Source organism: Pleomorphomonas sp. PLEO, from assembly GCF_041320595.1.
Classification (GTDB): Bacteria; Pseudomonadota; Alphaproteobacteria; order Rhizobiales; family Pleomorphomonadaceae; genus Pleomorphomonas.
Genome location: NZ_CP166625.1, coordinates 3,923,440 through 3,943,135 on the forward strand (window position 1 = coordinate 3,923,440; position 19,696 = coordinate 3,943,135).

Genomic DNA, 19,696 nt, shown 5'->3' on the forward strand with positions numbered 1-19,696 from the left:
GTAGGGAATGCCTACCTTTTCCAGAGCTCAAAAACACGCTTGACTTAGAGTGCACTCTAACAAGTAGCTTCCTATGCGTCGTGACGAAACAGGTGCTCATGAAGATCGGTGAACTGGCCAGGCGTTCGGGGCTATCGGCTCATACCATTCGCTATTACGAGCGGATCGGGCTGCTTCCCTATGCCGACCGGAACCAATTGAGCCAACGGGACTATGACGCATCCATCCTGATCTGGATCGAATTTCTCGGTCGTCTGAAAACGACTGGAATGCCGATCCGGGAGATGCTGCGCTATGCCGCCCTCAGGGAGCGTGGCGTCGGCACGGAAGCCGAACGTCGTGAATTGCTGGAACAGCATCGTGAACGCGTTCGCGCTCATCTGGCTGAACTCCAAGCCTGCCTTCTCGTCCTCGACACCAAGATCGCCGGATATGCCGACGAGCAACAGAGGACGCTAAACTATGACGCAACACCACCGGAACGGCGGCGAAAGCCGGCTGGAACGCGGACAGCGCGCGCTCGCTGAAATCGACGGCGAGGCCGGGGCCAAGGTGATCAGCGCGCTTGCCGACATCGCCCCCGATTTCGCAACCTACCTGTTCGAGTTTCCCTTCGGCGACATCTACAGCCGCCCCGGTCTCGATCTCAAAGCGCGGGAAATTGCCACCATCGCCGCGCTGACGGCACTCGGCAACGCCACGCCGCAACTGAAAGTCCATATAGAGGCCGGTTTGAACGTCGGCCTCTCCCGCTCTGAGGTCACCGAAGTCATCATGCAGATGGCCGTCTACGCTGGTTTTCCGGCAGCGCTCAACGGTCTGTTCGCGGCCAAGGAGGTTTTCTCGCAACGGACGGATCGGGACACGGTGGACTGACGCCTTTACCACCCAAGGTTTGGGACAGCTTCGGTAGGCGCCCTAAGGCACAAAACAGCGGCAATCGCGCATATCGAGAATTGCACCAGTCCCCCTTTCAAAAGTAGGACGGCCCCCGCTTCCAGGGGCCGTCCTTTATATTGTCAGAGGATAGGTTTGGCTTAGTGCCTGCCTATCAGTCCTTAATTTCCCAAACGTCGGGCGAACGGTCGAGACGGGCTGCGAACAGCTGACGCTCAAGCTCCACTTCCTTGGGAAGATGAGCGCCAAACTGGGCGAAGTACTTGCCCTGGTCCTCAGCCTCGGCGACAGCCTTGGTCTTGTTGACCTTGAGGATGGCGTCGTACTTGGCCTTGGAGAAGTCGATGCCCTTCATGTTGAGGTCGGCGTAGCGCGGCACCAGACCATAGGGGCACTCGACTGCGTCAGCCTCGCCCTTGACACGACCGACGATCCACTCGAGGGCGCGCATGTTCTCGCCGTAACCGGGCCACATGAACTTGCCGTTGTCGTCCTTGCGGAACCAGTTGACGCGGAAGATGCCCGGCGCCTTCGGCAGGTTGCGGCCCATGTCGAGCCAGTGCGCCCAATAGTCGCCCATGTTGTAGCCGCAGAAGGGCAGCATGGCGAAGGGATCGCGGCGCATGCCGGTACCCTCGGCCGCTGCCGTCTGCTCGGAACCCATGGTGGCGGCAAGATAGACGCCGTGGCTCCAGCTGAACGACTGCATGACCAGCGGGAAGGCGGTGGCGACGCGGCCGCCAACGATGAAGGCCGAGATCGGCACACCGGCGGGGTTCTCCCAGTCCGGATCGATCGACGGCACCTGGCTCGCCGGAGCGGTGAAGCGGCTGTTCGGGTGAGCGGCGGGACGGCCGCAGCCCGGGGTCCAGTCCTGACCGGTCCAGTCGATGAGATGGGCAGGAGCCTCGTCGGTCATGCCTTCCCACCACACGTCACCGTCGTCGGTCAGCGCGACGTTGGTGAAGATGGAGTTGGCATGCAGCGTGCGCAGCGCGTTCGGGTTCGACACTTCGTTGGTGCCGGGGGCAACGCCGAACAGGCCGTTCTCGGGGTTGATGGCGCGCAGCTCGCCATCGGCGTTGGGCTTCACCCAGGCGATGTCGTCGCCGATGGTGGTGATCTCCCAGCCGGCATAGGCCTTGGGCGGGATGATCATGGCGAAGTTGGTCTTACCGCAAGCCGACGGGAAGGCGGCGGCGACGTAGGCCTTTTCACCCTTGGGGTTCTTGACGCCGAGGATCAGCATGTGCTCGGCCAGCCAGCCCTCGTCGCGGGCCATGACCGAAGCGATGCGGAGCGCCAGACACTTCTTGCCGAGCAGCGCATTGCCACCATAACCCGAACCGTAGGACATGATCTCACGGGTATCGGGGAAGTGGACGATGTACTTGGTGTCGTTGCAAGGCCAGGCGACGTCCTTCTGGCCGGCCTGAAGCGGCGCGCCGACCGAATGGATGCAAGGGACGAAGTCGGCGTTGCCGAGCACGTCGAGCACCTTGGTACCCATGCGGGTCATGATGCGCATGTGCACGGCGACATAGGCGCTATCGCTAATCTCAACGCCGATCTGGGCGATCTTCGAGCCGAGCGGACCCATGGAGAAGGGGATCACGTACATCGTACGGCCCTTCATGCAGCCCTTGAACAGGCCTGTCATGGTGGCGCGCATCTCGGCCGGATCAGCCCAGTTGTTGGTCGGGCCGGCTTCATCCTTGGTCTTGGCGCAGATGAAGGTGCGGCTCTCGACGCGAGCGACGTCCGACGGATTGGAACGAGCGAGGAAGCTATTCGGGCGCTTCTTGGCATTCAGGCGCGTGAAGGTGCCGCCGTCAACCAGCTCCTGGCAGAGACGATCATATTCTTCCTGCGAACCATCGCACCAGTAGATGCGGTCCGGGGTCGTCAACTTGGCGACTTCGTCGACCCAGGCAATCAGCTTGGCATTCTTGGTAGGAGCTTGTGACATCAGCTTTCTCCGATGGACATATCGCCGCCCGTTCCGGTCTCATTTGCGAGAGAGGACTTATGAGACGATGCGCCGACAGGTGTGGGTAAGGTCCGCAGCCTGAAGAAAGAGACATCTGTCCTGGCGACTACACCACAAAAGAGCATCGTCGGGAACCATACGGCCCCATCAGACAACCCCATGACAGTCAACTCTCCTACCAGTCTCTCCAACGCCCGGCACCCATAACCGAGCGGCCCGGATTAGCGTTCCTGAAAAAGACAATACCGACTGAAGTATGAGGGATCAATCGTTGTAAGACCGTACAAGGAAGCTAACGGATAGGCGGAAACGAAGGAACAAAACGCGAACAAATCTCGCTTTAGAAGTCCGTCAACTGAGCATTTCGGCTAATTTCCGCGCTTTTTCCTATCGCTCACGATCCGGTTACGACTTTCACCAAAAGTTCTACGCGCCATTACGTATCCAATACGTAGTTTATACTAAGTCGGGCGCAAAAGCATTCCCAGACGATCGCCCGCCAAGCAATTATCTAACCCAAATGCCCGGATCGAGGGGATTCAATCGATTATGATTCCCATACCGAGGTCGTACCGCCGGCTCACGTTGGACGCCTATCCTCTCCCTCGATAGCGAGGCCGATCCGCCGGGTGATGCCGATTGCCTTGAGAAAGGCTTCGTCGTGGCTCACAACCAGAAGTGATCCATCATAAGCGCGAAGGCCAGCCTCGACGGTCTCGATCGACTCGACATCCAGATGATTGGTTGGCTCGTCGAGGATGACGAGTTGCGGCGGCCGGGCGCGGCCGAGCACACAGGCGAGCCCTGCCCTCAGCCGCTCGCCGCCCGACAGGCTGCCAACCGTTCTGAGAGCCGCGTCGGCCCTGAACTTGAACCGGGCCAGACTGGCTCGACAGGCCTCTTCACCGGCGCCAGGATCGAGGCGTCGGAAATTGTCGCGGATCGTCGTCGTCTCGTCGAGCAGAGAGACTCCCTGGTCGAGAAAGGCGAAGTCGACGCGCCGGTCAACTGTGCCAGAAAGTGGGGCGAGGTCACCAGTGATCGCTCGCAGCAACGTCGTCTTGCCGGAGCCGTTGGGACCGGTGATGGCAACGCGTTCCGGCCCCCTTACCTCCAGCGACAGGTCGCGGACGAGCATTCGACTGCCATGACCGACACAGACATGGTCGAGCCTGAGCACAAGGCGATCGGCAACGAGGCCGGATGGCGGTAAGCTGACGGAGAATGGCACGAGGACTTCGAGTTTGCCGCGGGCCTCCTCCGCGGCCGAGGTAGCCATTGCCATGTGACGCTCTGCGAGACGAGCATCGGCGGCCCGCGTCTCCTCGGCCTTACGCGCGAGACCGCCGGTCACGATCCTCGGCATATCTCCCCTCGCCGCCTTGCGCGCGCCTGCCCCGGCCCGCCGCGCTTGTCTTTCCGCTTGAGCCTGTGCGGCTTGTCGCTCGCCAAGAAGCCGTCGTTCGGCATCGTCAACATCATGACGGGCGGCCGCCAGCTCAATGGCCTTGCGCGCTCGATAGGCGCTCCAGCCGCCGCCATAGCGGCTGGCGGCGAGCGAGGTGAGCTCGACGATGGCGTCCATGCTTTCCAACAGGTCGCGATCATGACTGACGACGACCGCTCCGCCACGCCAGCCCGCCAGCAGGTCGGCCACCGCCTGCCGACCATCGCGGTCGAGATTATTGGTCGGCTCATCGAGCAGAAGCATGTCCGGCTCATCAAAGACGAGCGCCGCCAAGGCCGCCCGCGTCGTCTCGCCCCCCGATAGTGCGGCGAGCGGCGTATCCGGCCGAACGACAAGGTTCAATCGAGAAAGTGCTGCCTCCAGACGCGACGGCAGCGTCCAGTCGGCGGCGGCCAGCTCGGAAAGGCTCGCCTCGCCGGCTTCAGCTCGATCGAGCAGGGCCAATCCTTCGCGAGCGCCGAACAGATCGGCAATGCTCATATTGGGCGGTGGCGCGACGATCTGGCGCAACACGGCAAGACGTCCACCGACCGCTATGCTGCCGGAGCGCGGAGGCAGTTCGTGGGCGATCAGCCGAAGCAAGGTCGACTTGCCCACGCCATTGCGACCGACAAGACCGGTGCGCTCAGCGCCGAAAACGATGTTCAGATTATCGAAGAGAGAACGGCCGTCAGGCGTAGAATAGCTGAGACCGGAAAGCGTGATGGAAACGGGCATGAATACGAGTCCTGATGGCAGGGAAAATAAGATCTGCGATCAGGCTGTCATTCATTGCGGTGTCCATCCTTGCATCGGGCGTAGCTGCCCAGGCGGCCGGCGTATAGGCCGGTAGCCAGACGGGCGCAAGAGGCATTTCAATAAAATTAGATGGTTTCGCTTCATTCCCTCAACCGAGCACGGTTATACCCTGCCCCGTTCAAGATGTAGCTTCAGCGCCTCGACGAATGCCCGAGCCTTTGGCGGGACCAGCCTCGCCGTCGGATAAAGTGCCCAAATACCAAGGGTCTCCGGCTCGGCATCTTCTAGCGGCACCGGCACGAGCCGACCGGTGGCGACGTCGTCGGTTACGTTCCATTCGGAAAGCAACGCCACACCCAGCCCCCGAAGACAGGCTTCATGGAGCGCGTCTATCGAATTGCTGGAGCAACGTCCTGCCACGCGTACTCGCCGCATTCGCCCGCCGACCGTGAAGGTCCAATGCGTGGCACCGGACAGCATCAGACATTGATGCTCATCGAGTTGGATGAGTCGGCGCGGTGTGCCGGAGGCGGCGAGATAGCCGGGCGAGGCATAAAGACGGCGCGGACTGTCGGCGAGACGACGGGCGACCAGCGTGCTGTCGCGCAATGGAGCGATGCGGATCGCAACATCCACACCGGCCGATACGATATCCACCACACTGTCGGTGAGCAGCAAGTCGACGCTAAGATCCGGATTGGCAAAGAGAAAGGCCGGCAGCATGGCGCTGACCACCTTGCGGCCGAACGGGACCGAGGCCGTGACACGCAGAAGCCCGGCAGCGCCAGTAGCCGAGGGGCGGACAGCGGCGCGGGCGTTGGCTGCGTCCTCCAGCATAGCTTCGGCATAGGGTAGAAAGGCTTCGCCCTCGACGGTCAATGCCAGTGCCCGCGTCGTGCGGTGGACCAGCCGAACGCTGAGTTCGGCTTCGAGCGCGGCGAGCCGACGAGAGGCTGCCATCGGCGCCAGTCCAAGCTTGCGAGCGGCCGCGGCCAAGCTGCCAGTCCGGGTCGCCTCTACGAAAATGGCAACGCAGTCCACATTCATTCTATCGATTTCCGTTATGCGGGCCTATCGATGGATCGCACTATACGCAATCCCGTTATGATTTGTACCATCAACGACAGCTTCCACCTCCCACACCAGCGCCAAATGGCGCGGAGTCCACCATGACCTCCTCCACCCATACCCTTGGCGTTACAGTGCACGGGCTCTCCCGCGGCCTCACCATTGCCATGTCCGCCGCCGCCGGGATCGCGGTCGCCAATATCTACTACAACCAGCCGCTGCTCGGCGTGATGCAAAGCGACCTGCAGAGTCCACTCACACCCTACATCCCAACCGCGACCCAGTTGGGTTACGCAGCCGGGTTGTTCCTTCTGGTGCCGCTTGGCGACATTCTCGAACGGCGAGCGCTGATCGTTGGGCAGTTTTTCTTGCTGGCGGTCTCGCTGGCCGCGACGGCGATGGCCCCCAGCGCGGCGCTGATGCTGGCCGCTTCCTTTGTGGTCGGCCTCGCAGCAACGGTCGCTCAGCAAGTGGTACCGTTCGCCGCTCATCTGGCGGCACCGGAACGGCGAGGCGCCACCGTGGGCACGGTGATGGCCGGTCTATTCTCCGGCATTCTGCTCAGCCGTACGGTGGCCGGATTCGTTGGCGAGCACGCCGGTTGGCGCGCCATGTTCTGGCTCGGCGTCCCTCTCGCCCTCGGCGCTGCGCTGTGGATGGGCCTCCGTCTCCCCAAGAGCCAGCCCGGCGGCGACCTCGGCTACCGCCGTCTGATGGTTTCGCTCGTCCATCTTTTCCGCGAGTTCTCCGAACTGCGCCTGGCAGCCGTCACACAGGCCCTGTTGTTCGCCGCCTTCTCTGCCTTCTGGACGGTGCTTGCCCTTCGCCTTGAGGATCCGCGCTTCGGCTTTGGCGCCGATATCGCCGGGCTGTTCGGTGTCGTCGGGCTTGTCGGCATCCTGGCCGCACCTCTGGCTGGCCATGTCGCGGACCGGCGCGGCCCTCACGGGGTCATCGCTCTCGGCGCCGCCTTGACGTTGGCTGCGTGGGCCGTCTTTGGCCTATGGTCGTCGGTCCTTGGCCTCGTCGTGGGAGTGGTGGTGCTCGATTTCGCCGTTCAGAGCGCACTCATCTCCAACCAGCACATCATCTACGCTCTGCGCCCAGAGGCGCGCGCCCGCATCAATACTCTTTTCATGGGGCTGATGTTCCTGGGTGGAGCAGCGGGCTCCGCACTTGCGAGCGCCGTCTGGCCCCAAGGAGGCTGGTTTGCTGTCTCCACGCTTGGCGCAGCTTTCGGGCTCGTTGCCACCCTGCTGCAAATCATCAGCCTCGTCCGGCGGAGAGCCGGATGAGGCGACCTCGCCTCAAAGCCGAACGATGCCACGCCGGCGCAGAAGCTCGATCACCCGATCCGGTGTTTTGAAACAGGGAATGCCCAAGCGCTGCTGCTCGAGGATCAGCTCCAGCATCATGAAATGCCCAGGCACGCTGTCGGGCGGCGGCTGAAGGCGAAACGCCCGGACGGAGTTCAAATTGAGGTAAGTCTTGCGGTAAATGTAGTGGGCGAAAAAGCGCCGCCTCATCGGCGTATCTCGATCAATGACCACGAGTTCGCTTGCCGACAACAGGATCAGCAAACCGGTGGTCACACGACGCCGGTTCTGCGCATTGCGGCAGGCTTTTCCCGGCGCTTCGAAGTGAACCGGCAACATGAACTGACCGCCGTGACGCTCTTCGGCCAGCATGGCGTTGAAAAAGAAATCCTCAAACTCTTCGGCGTCGTTGGTCGAACTGGAGGCAAAATCGTCCGGCTCCACGCAATGCTGGCGGACGAAGGCTATGACTCGGGTCATCAGATCGGCGGAGACGGAATTATAGGTCACCGTCAAGGCGTCGCCCTCCTTGAGAAGCAACGCGAAATCGGCATGCAGGAGGTTGCTCACAACCCTGACAGCGGCCACATCGTCCCAGGTGACCTGACGACTGACAAATCCTTCCGCATCGTCAACGGCCTCAAGAAGAGTAAAGCCGTCCGCATCCAACGCGAAAACCTCACCATAGAGATCCGCGCCGGGATAGGCATCACGCCGGTCGATGGAACGTGGGATCTTGATCAGATAGTCAGCGTCCGAGAGTCCCGCGTAAGCCGACCGGAACCGCCGGGGCATTTCGGCGGCCGACTTGACCTGCAAAAGCCACGGCCCGAAGGCATCATATTCTCGAAGGGACTCCGGCTCGACGTCCGACCGGTTCCAAACCCGTCGCAGCGGCGAACGTCCTCTGAAATGTCCAAACACCACGCTCCCCTCCCTGCGGCCATACCGAGGCCGCTCCGACGCCTCACACCGCTCGGCTGCTTGTCTACCGATTTCAACTCGTAAGTCGAAACAGAGCCGCACGGTGGTCTCTTCGAACGCCCAGGGCAACCTCCCCCTTTTGCCCATCGCAGCGAGAATCGGACTAGCAGCGACAACCGAAAAAGGTAATCGGCCAGCCCCTCGTCCTTGCTAAAGCCGAGCATATCACCGGTTCGATCTACCTTTGATTGTCAAATTCCACAGACTCTATCTTTGGACGATTTCGCGCCGGCGGCTCAATTTGGCCAACCGGGCAAATGACGCGCCCACCGCAATAGACGATACTCGTTCGCCGACAACGTTTCAAATCCACAAAATTTGTTCCACCACACAGGCATGCCTGCTACCGGACAAAACGGGAAAAGCGACTGATCACACGCAATCGAAAGCGCCGTAAACCGCGCCGGCTTGGGCGAGGCATCCCATCGGCCTACGTACAAACCCAAGGTGAGCTTGCATCCAACCCAGAAAAGGGCCTAGACCTTTAGTCGTATCGTTTTCAGTGGCTTTGCCAAAGAGTATTGAATTTTCAACGACCCAGCCCCAGGAGACCCACGACCCTCGCAAACTACCCTCTTGGACCTAAGTCGAAGTTGCGTCTATTGCTCAGCGACGCCTCCTGTGTTACCCCATGGAAACGCTTCCACAACATGTTTGTCCACATGCGCCCGACCATCAAAGACATAGCTGAGAGAGCTGGAGTCGGCCTTGGCACCGTCTCGCGGGTGCTGAATGACAATCCGCGCGTGTCCGAAACAACACGTGCCAAAGTCATGGGGGCAGTTCAGGACCTCAATTACGTGCCCAGCTTGGCCGCGCGGGGGTTGTCGCTAGGCAAAACGCAGAGCGTTGCTGTCATTGCGCCCTTCTTTACGCGTTCGGTTTTCGTCGAGCGGCTGCACGGCATTGAAGAAACCACATCGGCCAACGGATATGACGTCGTCATCTACAATGTCGACGCCGCGGAGAAGCGAGACCGCTACTTTCGAACCGTTCCCGATCCGCGTCGCATCGACGGCGTCATTGTCATTTCTCTGCCGCCGTTGGTGCCGGATGTCGTGCGCTTTCAGCGGTCGTCCGTTCCGATTGTCTTCGTCGACGTCAGCAACCCGATTTGCGAGCCCTTTGACCGTATCGTTATTAACGACATTGAAGGTGGCCGTATGGCTACTCAACACCTTATCGATCTCGGACACCGGCTTATCGGCTATATCGGCGACATTCCACAGGCAGGATTCAACTTCACGTCGAGTGAAGACCGTTTTGAAGGTTACCGCCAGGCGCTGGCCGGGGCGGGCATCGCTCTCCGTCCTGAGTATCACCTCGACGGTCGCTTTGGCCGCGAAGTCGCCCGGGAGCTCGCGCATCAGATGCTGAGCCTTTCCGAAAGGCCCACGGCGATCTTCGCCTCCAATGATACCCAAGCTCTGGGCGTGCTCGAGGCTGCCCGCGATTTGGGACTCGATGTTCCCGGCGATCTGTCGATCGTTGGGTATGACGACATCGAGATGTCTGATTTCCTGGGGCTGACGACGGTCCGTCAGCTCCTTTTTGAATCTGGGCGTCGCAGCGTCGAGGCCCTTCTCAGGCGAATAGAGGAGCCGGAGGAGGCACCAATCTGCGATTTTTTGCCCGTCGAACTCATCGTGCGCAGGACGACTGCTCCGCCACGCTGATGACGCCGCCGCTTTCCGTCGAGGGGAAGGCGTCAAAATCGCGCGTGGTGCGCGATTGTTCTTTAGGACCCGAGTTGGGAGGTTTGCATGAAACTGAAATCGCTTAACGCTTGCTTGATGGCGTCAGCTTTCGCCGCTTTCGCCGTCGTCACGGCCGCCGCCGCCGCGGACAATTCCCCGTCGGAACTGGCCGATGCCTTCGCCGGCAAATTCAAGGGCACCAAGGTCACGGCCTTTGGCCCCTTCACCGCTGGCGACGAAGTCCGCTTCAACGATACCGTCAAGGCTTTCGAGGACGCCACCGGTATCGACATTCAGTATGAGGGTTCGAAGCAGTTCGAGGCGACGATCGCCACGCGTTCCGACGCTGGCAACCCGCCCGACATCGCCGACTTCCCGCAGCCCGGTCTGCTCGCCAACTTCGCCAAGGCCGGCAAGCTGGTCGACCTTTCCAGCAACAAGGACTACTTCCTGCAGCAGTACATCCCCAGCTGGGTGGACATGGCGACCAAGGAAGGCAAGGACGGCAAGCCCGGTCTCTACGGCGTGTGGGAGCGCGTGAACGTCAAGAGCCTGGTTTGGTATCCCAAGAAGGCCTTCGACGCTGCCGGCTACAAGGTGCCGACAACCTGGACCGAGCTTGAAGCTCTGCAGAACCAGATCGTCACCGATGGCGATACGCCGTGGTGCGTGGGTATCGAGTCTGGTGCCGCCACGGGCTGGCCGGCGACCGACTGGCTCGAGGAGTTCCTGCTGCGCACGACCTCGCTCGAAAACTACGACAAGTGGACCGAAGGCAAACTGCCCTTCTCCTCGCCCGAGGTGAAGCACGCTGCCGAACTGATCGGCAAGATCTGGCTCGACGAGAAGTACGTCTACGGCGGCCGTAAGGGCATCGTATCGACCAGCTTCGGCGACTCGCCGGTCAACATGTTCTCCGATCCGCCGAAGTGCTGGCTGCATAAGCAGGGCAACTTCATCACCGCCTTCTTCCCTGAGAAGGCCAAGGCTGGCGTCGACTATTCCTTCTTCTACCTGCCGGGTATCGATCCTGCCTATGGCAAGCCGGTGGAAGTTGGTGGCGACATCTGGGGTGCCTTCAATGACCGTCCAGAAGTCAAAGCGGTCATGCAGTACTTCGCCAAGGCCGAGCATCTGAAGTCCTGGCTCGCCGTTGGCGGCGCCATCGCCCCGCAGAAGGATGCCGATCTCTCCTGGTACAAGAACGACGTCGACAAGGGCGTCGCCGAGATCCTGGCCGGCGCCACCGCCGTCCGCTTCGACGGTTCGGATCTGATGCCGGGCGAAGTCGGCGCCGGTTCGTTCTGGAAGCAGATGACCGCCTGGGTGTCCGGTACGACCGATCTCGACACCGCCCTCAAGGACATCGACGCTTCCTGGCCGAAGAAGTAAGTCCTCGACTTAATCCGAATGGTCAACAAGGTTGACTTTCGGTTAAGACTTACGACAAGCGTGCCCCCGCTCGCAAAAATGTGGGGGCCGCGACCTCAAAGGCGGGACGGAGCATGACGATGCTTGCAGCAAGCGTCTTCTTCCAAACCGACCTTTCATGCGGGTTTATCGGACGGAGCGAAGCCTTACGTCCTGGCCAATGCCGGTCTCCAAGCTGGGTATCTGGCCGGAATCCGTCGATCGGGTCGAAACCAGACTGGGAAGGTCTGGTCGAAGTACCCGGCTTTTCAAACGCCGCACTGCACAGGCAAGAGCCGGCCGCCACGGGGTCGCGCTCCGGGGGACAGACATGACGCTTCTCAATCCCGACGCGGACGAGCATTCCGCTGAACTTGCGCGCGCCCGCCGACGGCGAAATCGCGCACTTCTCACCCTCTTTGGCGGCATCGTCGCGGCACTCGTGCTGTTCGAGGGCTTCTTCGTGCTGCGCGACAGCCAGGCGCCGAAGCTAGTGGTTGCCCTGTTCGCCATGATATGGGGCGGCGGCGGCATGGCGATCCTCTATCTGGTCGCCAACCAGTTGGTGGAGTTCACGTCATCGCAGTGGCAACGGCGCCTCACGCCGATCGTCTTCGTCTTTCCGGCGATCGCCTTTGTGGTCTATTTCCTCGCTCTGCCGGCCGTGCGAACGTTCATCGCCAGCCTGTTTGATCGCGACGGCACCAATTTTGTCGGGCTTGCCAACTACATAACGGTGTTCACCGAGCCGTTCATGTTGGTCACCTTCCGCAACAACGTGCTGTGGATCGTGTTCGGCGCCAGCTTCACCATCGTGTTCGGCTTGCTCGTGGCGGCGCTGGCCGATCGCAGTAAGTTCGAGAACCTCGCCAAAGCCATCATCTTCATGCCGATGGCCATCTCGCTGGTCGGTGCCGGCGTGATCTGGAAGTTCATCTACGCTGTCCGCGACCCCGCCGACGTGCAGATCGGCCTGCTCAATGCCATCGTCGTCGCGCTCGGCGGCGAGCCGCAGGCCTGGATCGCCATGTTGCAGCCCTGGAACAATCTGTTCCTGATCGTCATCGTCGTCTGGATGCAGACCGGCTATGCCATGGTGCTGTTCTCGGCCGCCATCAAGTCTGTGCCGACCGATATCATCGAGGCCGCCCGCGTCGATGGCGCCGGTGAGTTCAAGATCTTCTTCTCGATCATCATTCCCTCGATCATGGGCACCGTCGTGACCGTGTCGGCTACCGTCATCATCTTCACGCTGAAGATCTTCGACGTGGTCCTGGTGATGACCGGCGGCCAATATGGCACCGATGTGATCGCCACCCAGTTCTACAACCAGTATTTCGTCAACCGTAACTTTGGCCTCGGCTCGGCAATCGCCATCATCCTGCTGCTGACCGTCGTTCCGGTGATGGTCTACAACCTGCGCCAGTTCAATAAGAGGGAGGCCCTGTGATGGCCAAGTCAAAGGGCAGCCCTTACCCGCGCGTCTTCGTCAACACCACGCTGGCCGTCATCTGCCTGCTGTGGCTGATCCCGACGCTCGGCCTGTTCGTCTCCTCGTTCCGTCCGCGCGACGAGATCATGTCATCGGGCTGGTGGACCATCCTGCCGCACCGCGTCTGGGTGACGACCGAGCAGTTCACGCCTGATCCATCGATCGATCGTAGCGGCGTCATGAACTTCGAGGGCGCTACCGGCACCTTCGAGCAGCTTCGCCAGGGCGTGGAGTCGCCCGACGGCAAGCGTGTCATCTGGATCGGCAACAGACGCGCCGGAACCGTGCAGGTGCAGGAGAAAGAGTGGACCGGCGTGCCGGCCACCACACTGCAGAATTATCACGACGTGCTGGCCGGCAAGAGCGTTACCATTGAGGGTAACGGCGAAGAGGCGGCCCGCCGGGGTGAGGACATGTCCGACGCCTTCATCAACTCGATGGCCGTCACCTTCCCCGCCGTGGTCATCCCGATCCTGATGGCCGCCTTCGCCGCCTATGGCTTCGCTTGGATGCGCTTTCCCGGCCGCAAGCTGGTGTTCGCGCTGATGGTGGCGCTTCTCGTGGTGCCGCTACAGATCGCACTGGTGCCGGTCCTCACCGACTACGTCCACCTGAGGCTCAACGGTACCTACATGGCGGTCTGGCTGGCGCATACCGGTTTCGGCCTGCCGCTCGCGGTGTTCCTTCTCTACAATTACATCTCGACGCTGCCGCGCGAGATCATGGAGGCGGCGATCGTCGATGGCGCATCGCACTTCAAGATCTTCTGGCGGCTGGTACTGCCGCTGTCGACGCCAGCCCTCGCCTCCTTTGCCATCTTCCAGTTCCTGTGGGTCTGGAACGATTACCTGGTGGCGCTGATTTTCATTGGCAACGTACCGGGCGTACAGGTGCTGACCATGCGGCTTGCCGATATGGTGGGTTCACGCGGCTCCGACTGGCATCTGCTCACCGCCGGCGGCTTCGTGTCGATGCTGCTGCCGCTGATCGTTTTCTTCTCGCTCCAGCGCTACTTCGTCCGCGGCCTGACGGCCGGCTCGGTGAAGTGATCGGCTGAACATTAGGCAATACCCGCGCGTGCGGTTCTGGGAAGACGGAACCCGCCGGTGTCAAGGAAACAAGGGAGTACCACATGGCCAGCCTCACGATGCGCAACGTGCGCAAGAGCTTCGGACGGGTGGATATCATCAAGGGCGTCGACATGGACATCGGCGATGGCGAATTCGTCGTCTTCGTCGGCCCGTCCGGCTGCGGCAAGTCGACGCTGCTCAGGATGGTCGCCGGTCTCGAGGAGATCACCTCCGGCGAGATCCTGATCGACGACAAGCTGTGCAACGACATTGCCCCCAAGGACCGCGGCATCGCCATGGTGTTCCAGTCCTACGCGCTCTATCCGCATAAGTCGGTCTACGCCAACATGGCCTTCGCGCTGGAGATCGCCGGTTTCTCAAAGACCGAGATCGCCGATAAAGTCGCCAAGGCCGCCAAGATCCTGCATATCGAGCATCTGCTCGACCGCAAGCCCGGCCAGCTTTCCGGCGGCCAGCGCCAGCGCGTTGCCATCGGCCGCGCCATCGTTCGCGAGCCGAAGATCTTCCTGTTCGATGAGCCGCTGTCCAACCTAGACGCGGCGCTGCGCGTTTCGACCCGCGCCGAGATTGCCAAGCTGCATGAAGACCTCGGCTCGACCATGGTCTACGTGACGCACGATCAGGTCGAGGCCATGACGCTGGCCGACAAAATCGTCGTGCTGGATGCAGGCAACGTTCGGCAGGTGGGCGCGCCGCTGGAACTCTACCACAAACCGCAGAACCTGTTCGTCGCCGGCTTCATCGGTTCGCCGAAGATGAACTTCCTGAAGGTGAAGGCGAGCGCGGTCGATGCCGACGGCATCACCGTTGCCGGCGATGGGGTGCCGACCCTGAAGGTGGCGGTCGAAACCACCGGGGCGACCGTTGGCGAGGACGGAACGCTGGGCATCCGTCCGGAACACATCAAGCTCGGCATGGAGGGCGGCCTGCCCGTCACCGTCACCTTCGTCGAGCGCCTCGGCCACCAGACCATCGTGCAGGCCCATCGCGGCGACGACGAGACGCCGCTAATCGCCGTGCTTGATGGCGACGTACCGGTCAAGGCGGGCGAACTGCGCCAGTTCATCTTCTCCGGCGAGGATTGCCATCTGTTCGGTGCGGACGGCAACGCTTACGCCCGCCGCTTCGTGCCGGCATGACTTTGCCCCGCCGCCATCGGCGGCGGCTGGTCAACCGCATCACTTCCGGGCCTGCCCGGAAGTGATTTTCATTTTTCCTGACAAGCATCCGCCGGTCGGACCGTATTAGGCCTGACCGGGCCGGATGTTCCGCCAAGACAATCTGGAGCGCCCACCCTTGGCCCGCTGGTTGCGAGCCCGGGAGCGAGCGATCCCCCGGGGAACAGCATCGTGAAGAACCAAGTCCAGCTCATCACCTATGTCGACCGGCTGACGGCCGGCGGTTTCTCCGATCTCAAGGCACTCGTCGACGGTCCACTCAAGGGTGTGATCGGCGGTGTCCATCCCCTACCCTTCTTCGACCCGATCGATGGCGCCGATGCTGGCTTCGACCCGATCGATCATACGCTGGTCGATCCGCGCCTCGGTGACTGGAACGACGTCCGCGCGCTTTCGGCGTCGGTCGACATCATGGCCGATATGATCGTTAACCACGTCTCGGCCGACTCGCCGGCCTTCAAGGACTTCCTCGAAAAGGGCGATGCCTCCGACTTCGCCGATATGTTCCTGACCTTCGGCAAGGTGTTCCCGAACGGCGCCTCCGAGCAGGACCTGCTCGCTATCTATCGGCCTCGCCCTGGCTTTCCCTTCAACAAGACGTCCTTTGGCGATGGCTCGAAGCGCCTCATCTGGACCACGTTCACGCCGAAGCAGATTGATATCGACGTCTTCTCAAAACATGGCGCCGCCTATCTCGACGCCATTTTTGCCAGCTTCAAGGAAGGTGGCATCACCGCCATCCGGCTCGACGCTGCCGGTTATGCGGTCAAGAAGCCGGGAACGAGCTCGTTCATGATTCCGGAGACTTATGCCTTCCTCGGCGAGTTGGCGGAGAAGGCGCGCGGCCTCGATATGGAGGTGCTGGTCGAGATCCACAGCTACTACCGCGACCAGATCGAAATCGCCAAGAAAGTCGACCGCGTCTACGATTTTGCGCTGCCGCCGCTGGTGCTGCATGCCCTGTTCACCTGCGAAGCGGGACCGCTGGCCGAATGGCTGAAGATCAGCCCACGCAATGCCATCACCGTGCTCGACACCCATGACGGCATCGGCGTCATCGACGTGGGCGCGGCCACGGATGGTCGGCCAGGCCTGCTCGCCCCCGCCGCGCTCGACGCGCTGGTAGAGACGATGCACGACCGTTCTGGCGGTGAAAGCCGGCAGGCAACGGGCGCCGCGGCCTCCAATCTCGATCTCTATCAGGTCAACTGCACCTACTACGACGCGCTCGGCAAGCGCGACAGCGAATACCTCATCGCCCGCGCCCTGCAGTTCTTCGCGCCCGGCATCCCCCAGGTCTACTATGTCGGCCTTCTGGGCGGCGTGAACGACATGGAGCTTCTCCAACACACCAAGGTCGGCCGCGACATCAATCGCCACTATTACAAGCCGGCGGAAGTGACGGCGGCGCTCGAAAAGCCGGTGGTCAAGAAGCTCTTCGACCTCGCGCGTTTCCGCAACAGCCATCCGGCCTTCAATGGTGACTTTGCCGTGGAGCAGCCGTCGTCGAACCGCCTGGTGCTAAGCTGGACAAGGGGCGACGAGCACGCCGCGCTCGACGTCGACTTCAAGGCAATGACTGCCAGAATCAGCCACAAGGGCGCGGCCGGAGACGGACAGTTCGTCGTCGGCTAACGGCGAGAATTTGCAAGACCAATTGATGGTCCGCACGGCGGGCCATCTTGCTTTCGCGCCTTTATCGGCTATCTGACAACCAAAACTCTCAGGTTTCGCTGCCGTCCTCCGCCCCGCCGTTCATGCGGTTGAGATAGCGGTAGATTGTGGTCTGCGAACACCCGAGCTTTTCGGCGACGTATTTGACGGCGCCCTTCATCATGAAGATACCCTTGGCGTTGAGGACCCCCACCAAGGCGAGCTTGTCCTTGTGGCTGAGCCGTTCGCCGGCCGCCTCGCGTGACCGCAACTCTTCATCGAGCAGATGGTCGGTGAGTTCGGTCAGGGAATTGGGAAAACTCTCGCTACTCTCGACCGACGGGGGCGTAGCCCGCACGGCCGCCGCATCCTCGTCATAAGCGAAGTTGGTCTCGACGAAGATGTCGGGGTGGCGCAGCTTCAGGATGCGGTCGGACAGCTCGCGGTAGCGGCTGTCGTCGAAGTTGATGCATAGCATGCCAACGAGGCGCCCCTCCTCGTCCTTGACGAAGAATGTCGAGGAACGCAGCAGTTTGGTACCGGCAACACCAACATAGTTGAGGCGATAATCCTGCGTCTCATAGGAGTGGTTGATAATCGACTGCAGCGCCACCGAGGTGAGTGGTGCACCGATGGTGCGGCCGCTGACGTGACCGTTGGCAATGGCGATGATCGATTTGTCGGCATCGCCGAGATCGTGCAGCACCACTTCGTAATCCGGCCCCAACACGGAGCCGAGAAACTCCGTCAGCTTCATGTAGCGCTGGATCCAACCACCCGCCATCGGCACGTCTCCCCGCCGGACTCCATCCGGCCTTTCCGCCCGACTTGGGGTGGTCGCGCTGTTTTTGTCAATCCGGGTTCTAGGCAGCATGAGGGAACCGGTCCTTCGCCATGTCCTGATGACCCCGTCTGTCCGCGCAACTATCGGGAATCCCAGAGGCGCCTTAGCGCAACATAATTTTCAACACGCGCGCCGATTGCAAAAATATCCACACATTCGAGTCCGGAAATCCGAGGAAACCCTAGGATAATGTAAATTAATTGACACTTATCGGTCGAAATGCCACAGATATGAACACATGAGCGTCAAATTCTCGCTCATGTGAGAAAATGTTTGCAGATTCCTAGAGACGCTGTCCGCCAGTCGCATGCGACGACCGGGGTGCCCAATGGTCTGTAGGAGGTAACGGACAATGGCTATCAAGTATTTCCCCGAACCGTTCCGCATCAAGGCAGTGGAACCGCTCAGGATGCTCTCGGCGGAGGAGCGCGCGGCGAAGATCGCCGAGGCGCACTACAACGTCTTCAACCTTGCCGGCGAGGACTGCTACATCGACCTGTTGACCGATAGCGGCACCGGCGCCATGAGCCAGGAGCAGTGGGCCGGCGTAATGCGCGGCGACGAGGCCTACGCTGGTTCGTCGAGCTATTACAAGCTGCTCGAGGCGGGCAAGGACATCTTCAATTACGGCTACATCCAGCCCGTGCACCAGGGCCGGGCCGCCGAGAAGGTGCTGTTCCCGATCCTGCTCGGCAAGGGCAAGTTCGCCATCTCCAACATGTTCTTCGATACGACGCGCGCCCATGTCGAACTGACCGGCGCCCGCTGCATCGACTGCGTCGTCGCGGTCGCCAAGGATCCGTCGCACCGCGCGCCCTTCAAGGGCAACATGGATGTTGCGAAACTGAAGAAGACCATCGCCGAGCTGGGCGCCGAGAACATTGGCCTGATCGTCATGACGATCACCAACAACTCGGCCGGTGGCCAGCCGGTGTCGATGCAGAACATGCGCGAGGTCGCCGAGATCGCCAAGGCCAACGGCATCACGCTCGACATCGACGCCGCCCGCTATGCCGAGAACGCCTATTTCGTGCAGCGTGACGAGCCGGGCTATCAGAACAAGTCGATCAAGGAGATCATCCGCGAGATGTTCTCCTACGGCGACATGTTCACCATGTCGGCCAAGAAGGATGCCATCGTCAACATCGGCGGCTTGATCGGCGTCAAGGATGCCAACTCGCCACTGATCCTGAAGATCAAGGCGAACTGCATCTCCTACGAGGGCTTCTTCACCTATGGCGGCCTCGCCGGCCGCGACCTCGAAGCGTTGGCCATCGGCCTCTACGAGGGTATCGACAACGACTACCTGCGTTACCGCATCGGTCAGGTGGAGTACCTCGCCGCTCGCCTCGACGACGCCGGCATCGGCTATCAGACCCCGGCCGGTGGCCATGGTGTGTTCGTCGACGCCCGCGCCATGTTGCCGCACATTCCTTACAACGAGTTCCCCGGCCAGGTGCTGGCCATCGAGCTCTACAAGGAAGCGGGCATCCGCTCCTGCGACATCGGCTCTTACATGCTGGGCAACGACCCGGACACGGGCAAGCAGCTCAAGGCCGATTTCGAGTTCACCCGCCTCGCCATTCCGCGCCGGGTCTACACGCAGGCCCACATCGACATCATGGCCGAGGCCCTGATCGAGATCAAACAGCGCGCCCACACCATCACGCGCGGCTATCGCATCACCTGGGAGCCGCCAATTCTCAGGCACTTCCAGGCGCATCTCGAGCCGATCGCCACGGACGCCAAGCGGGTGAAACAATAGGAATACACGGTCGCCGCCCAGTGACGGCGGACTGACCGGAACAAGCAAGCGGGCGCCGCGGGCCGAGGAGGGACGGCGGCGCTCGTACCGTAGGGGGATAGACCG

The 19,696-nt window shown here is 61.4% G+C and carries 14 protein-coding genes and 1 pseudogene; 10 read left to right on the forward strand and 5 right to left on the reverse strand.

The window, feature by feature from the left end:
• The first annotated feature begins 98 nt into the window (after positions 1-98).
• Positions 99-527: a MerR family transcriptional regulator gene (locus AB6N07_RS18220; protein WP_370674482.1), complete on the forward strand. Its 429-nt coding sequence runs from the start codon at positions 99-101 to the stop codon at positions 525-527.
• Positions 463-876, forward strand: a complete 414-nt coding sequence (locus tag AB6N07_RS18225; protein WP_370674483.1) for a carboxymuconolactone decarboxylase family protein — start codon at positions 463-465, stop codon at positions 874-876. Before AB6N07_RS18220 ends, AB6N07_RS18225 begins: the two co-directional genes overlap by 65 nt.
• A 175-nt stretch (positions 877-1,051) precedes the next feature.
• Here AB6N07_RS18225 and AB6N07_RS18230 read toward each other — a convergent pair.
• The 3 genes and pseudogenes from AB6N07_RS18230 to AB6N07_RS18240 all read right to left on the reverse strand — a co-directional run.
• Positions 1,052-2,875, reverse strand: a pseudogene (locus tag AB6N07_RS18230) (phosphoenolpyruvate carboxykinase (GTP)); the annotation flags it as partial.
• A gap of 592 nt (positions 2,876-3,467) precedes the next feature.
• Complete coding sequence (locus AB6N07_RS18235) at positions 3,468-5,072, reverse strand: ABC-F family ATP-binding cassette domain-containing protein (RefSeq protein WP_370674484.1); 1,605 nt, start codon at positions 5,070-5,072, stop codon at positions 3,468-3,470.
• 183 nt (positions 5,073-5,255) lie between these two features.
• A complete protein-coding gene (locus AB6N07_RS18240) occupies positions 5,256-6,140 on the reverse strand; it encodes a LysR family transcriptional regulator (RefSeq protein WP_370674485.1) in 885 nt (294 codons plus the stop codon).
• 122 nt (positions 6,141-6,262) lie between these two features.
• Between AB6N07_RS18240 and AB6N07_RS18245 the strand changes: the two genes are divergently transcribed.
• Positions 6,263-7,456 carry an MFS transporter gene (locus tag AB6N07_RS18245; RefSeq protein ID WP_370674486.1) on the forward strand — a complete coding sequence of 398 codons (1,194 nt, stop codon included), beginning with the start codon at positions 6,263-6,265 and terminating at the stop codon, positions 7,454-7,456.
• Between the two features lie 12 nt (positions 7,457-7,468).
• On the opposite strand, the gene AB6N07_RS18250 is transcribed toward AB6N07_RS18245, so the two are convergent.
• Positions 7,469-8,404, reverse strand: a complete 936-nt coding sequence (locus AB6N07_RS18250; RefSeq protein ID WP_370674487.1) for a hypothetical protein — start codon at positions 8,402-8,404, stop codon at positions 7,469-7,471.
• A gap of 707 nt (positions 8,405-9,111) precedes the next feature.
• Between AB6N07_RS18250 and AB6N07_RS18255 the strand changes: the two genes are divergently transcribed.
• The 6 genes from AB6N07_RS18255 (at position 9,112) to gtfA (ending at position 16,964) form a co-directional block, all read left to right on the forward strand.
• A complete protein-coding gene (locus AB6N07_RS18255; protein WP_370674488.1) occupies positions 9,112-10,137 on the forward strand; it encodes a LacI family DNA-binding transcriptional regulator in 1,026 nt (341 codons plus the stop codon).
• Positions 10,138-10,224: 87 nt separating this feature from the next.
• Positions 10,225-11,550 (forward strand): ABC transporter substrate-binding protein, encoded by a 1,326-nt coding sequence (locus AB6N07_RS18260; protein WP_370674489.1) that lies wholly within the window; start codon positions 10,225-10,227, stop codon positions 11,548-11,550.
• A gap of 349 nt (positions 11,551-11,899) precedes the next feature.
• Positions 11,900-13,018, forward strand: coding sequence for a carbohydrate ABC transporter permease (locus AB6N07_RS18265; protein ID WP_370674490.1), 1,119 nt, complete (start codon positions 11,900-11,902; stop codon positions 13,016-13,018).
• The gene (locus AB6N07_RS18270) at positions 13,018-14,109 is read left to right on the forward strand and encodes a carbohydrate ABC transporter permease (RefSeq protein WP_370674491.1); all 1,092 of its coding nucleotides are present in this window, start codon (positions 13,018-13,020) and stop codon (positions 14,107-14,109) included. Before AB6N07_RS18265 ends, AB6N07_RS18270 begins: the two co-directional genes overlap by 1 nt.
• 83 nt (positions 14,110-14,192) lie before the next feature.
• Positions 14,193-15,290 carry an ABC transporter ATP-binding protein gene (locus AB6N07_RS18275; RefSeq protein ID WP_370674492.1) on the forward strand — a complete coding sequence of 366 codons (1,098 nt, stop codon included), beginning with the start codon at positions 14,193-14,195 and terminating at the stop codon, positions 15,288-15,290.
• Positions 15,291-15,500: 210 nt separating this feature from the next.
• The gene (gene gtfA / locus AB6N07_RS18280) at positions 15,501-16,964 is read left to right on the forward strand and encodes a sucrose phosphorylase (protein WP_370674493.1); all 1,464 of its coding nucleotides are present in this window, start codon (positions 15,501-15,503) and stop codon (positions 16,962-16,964) included.
• Between the two features lie 88 nt (positions 16,965-17,052).
• On the opposite strand, the gene AB6N07_RS18285 is transcribed toward gtfA, so the two are convergent.
• Positions 17,053-17,766 carry a transcriptional regulator gene (locus tag AB6N07_RS18285; protein WP_370674494.1) on the reverse strand — a complete coding sequence of 238 codons (714 nt, stop codon included), beginning with the start codon at positions 17,764-17,766 and terminating at the stop codon, positions 17,053-17,055.
• A gap of 412 nt (positions 17,767-18,178) precedes the next feature.
• Here AB6N07_RS18285 and AB6N07_RS18290 point away from each other — a divergent pair, with 412 nt between their 5' ends.
• Complete coding sequence (locus tag AB6N07_RS18290; protein ID WP_370674495.1) at positions 18,179-19,591, forward strand: tryptophanase; 1,413 nt, start codon at positions 18,179-18,181, stop codon at positions 19,589-19,591.
• Positions 19,592-19,696 lie beyond the last annotated feature (105 nt).

Excerpts from the sequence above, each read along its gene's own strand:
- AB6N07_RS18220 (WP_370674482.1), top strand. The coding sequence starts at position 99 with ATGAAGATCGGTGAACTGGCCAGGCGTTCGGGGCTATCGGCTCATACC.
- AB6N07_RS18225 (WP_370674483.1), top strand. The coding sequence starts at position 463 with ATGACGCAACACCACCGGAACGGCGGCGAAAGCCGGCTGGAACGCGGA.
- AB6N07_RS18235 (WP_370674484.1), bottom strand. The coding sequence starts at position 5,072 with ATGCCCGTTTCCATCACGCTTTCCGGTCTCAGCTATTCTACGCCTGAC.
- AB6N07_RS18240 (WP_370674485.1), bottom strand. The coding sequence starts at position 6,140 with ATGAATGTGGACTGCGTTGCCATTTTCGTAGAGGCGACCCGGACTGGC.
- AB6N07_RS18245 (WP_370674486.1), top strand. The coding sequence starts at position 6,263 with ATGACCTCCTCCACCCATACCCTTGGCGTTACAGTGCACGGGCTCTCC.
- AB6N07_RS18255 (WP_370674488.1), top strand. The coding sequence starts at position 9,112 with ATGTTTGTCCACATGCGCCCGACCATCAAAGACATAGCTGAGAGAGCT.
- AB6N07_RS18260 (WP_370674489.1), top strand. The coding sequence starts at position 10,225 with ATGAAACTGAAATCGCTTAACGCTTGCTTGATGGCGTCAGCTTTCGCC.
- AB6N07_RS18265 (WP_370674490.1), top strand. The coding sequence starts at position 11,900 with ATGACGCTTCTCAATCCCGACGCGGACGAGCATTCCGCTGAACTTGCG.
- AB6N07_RS18270 (WP_370674491.1), top strand. The coding sequence starts at position 13,018 with ATGGCCAAGTCAAAGGGCAGCCCTTACCCGCGCGTCTTCGTCAACACC.
- AB6N07_RS18275 (WP_370674492.1), top strand. The coding sequence starts at position 14,193 with ATGGCCAGCCTCACGATGCGCAACGTGCGCAAGAGCTTCGGACGGGTG.
- AB6N07_RS18285 (WP_370674494.1), bottom strand. The coding sequence starts at position 17,766 with ATGGCGGGTGGTTGGATCCAGCGCTACATGAAGCTGACGGAGTTTCTC.
- AB6N07_RS18290 (WP_370674495.1), top strand. The coding sequence starts at position 18,179 with ATGGCTATCAAGTATTTCCCCGAACCGTTCCGCATCAAGGCAGTGGAA.